We start from the raw sequence: 267 nt of genomic DNA on the forward strand, positions 1-267 counted from the left end.
GGGCTACGCCATCGCGTGGCCGAAATTGGTGGTGGGGGAAGGATTCGAACCTTCGAAGTCTGTGACGGCAGATTTACAGTCTGCTCCCTTTGGCCGCTCGGGAACCCCACCGGACTTGATGGTGCCGACTACCGGAATCGAACTGGTGACCTACTGATTACAAGTCAGTTGCTCTACCTACTGAGCTAAGTCGGCATCAAGTAGCGCGCACTCTATGGAGACATGCGAGTTCATGCAACTAAAAAATTGCATAATTTGTTTTATTGG

At 51.3% G+C, this 267-nt stretch carries 2 tRNA genes; both read right to left on the bottom strand.

Annotated features, from left to right (window positions below):
- Positions 1-26: 26 nt before the first annotated feature.
- Positions 27-111, bottom strand: a tRNA-Tyr gene (locus R0J88_RS20615).
- Between the two features lie 8 nt (positions 112-119).
- Positions 120-195, bottom strand: a tRNA-Thr gene (locus tag R0J88_RS20620).
- Positions 196-267 lie beyond the last annotated feature (72 nt).

Source organism: Pseudoalteromonas sp. SIMBA_162, assembly GCF_046535955.1.
Taxonomy (GTDB): Bacteria; Pseudomonadota; Gammaproteobacteria; order Enterobacterales; family Alteromonadaceae; genus Pseudoalteromonas; species Pseudoalteromonas marina.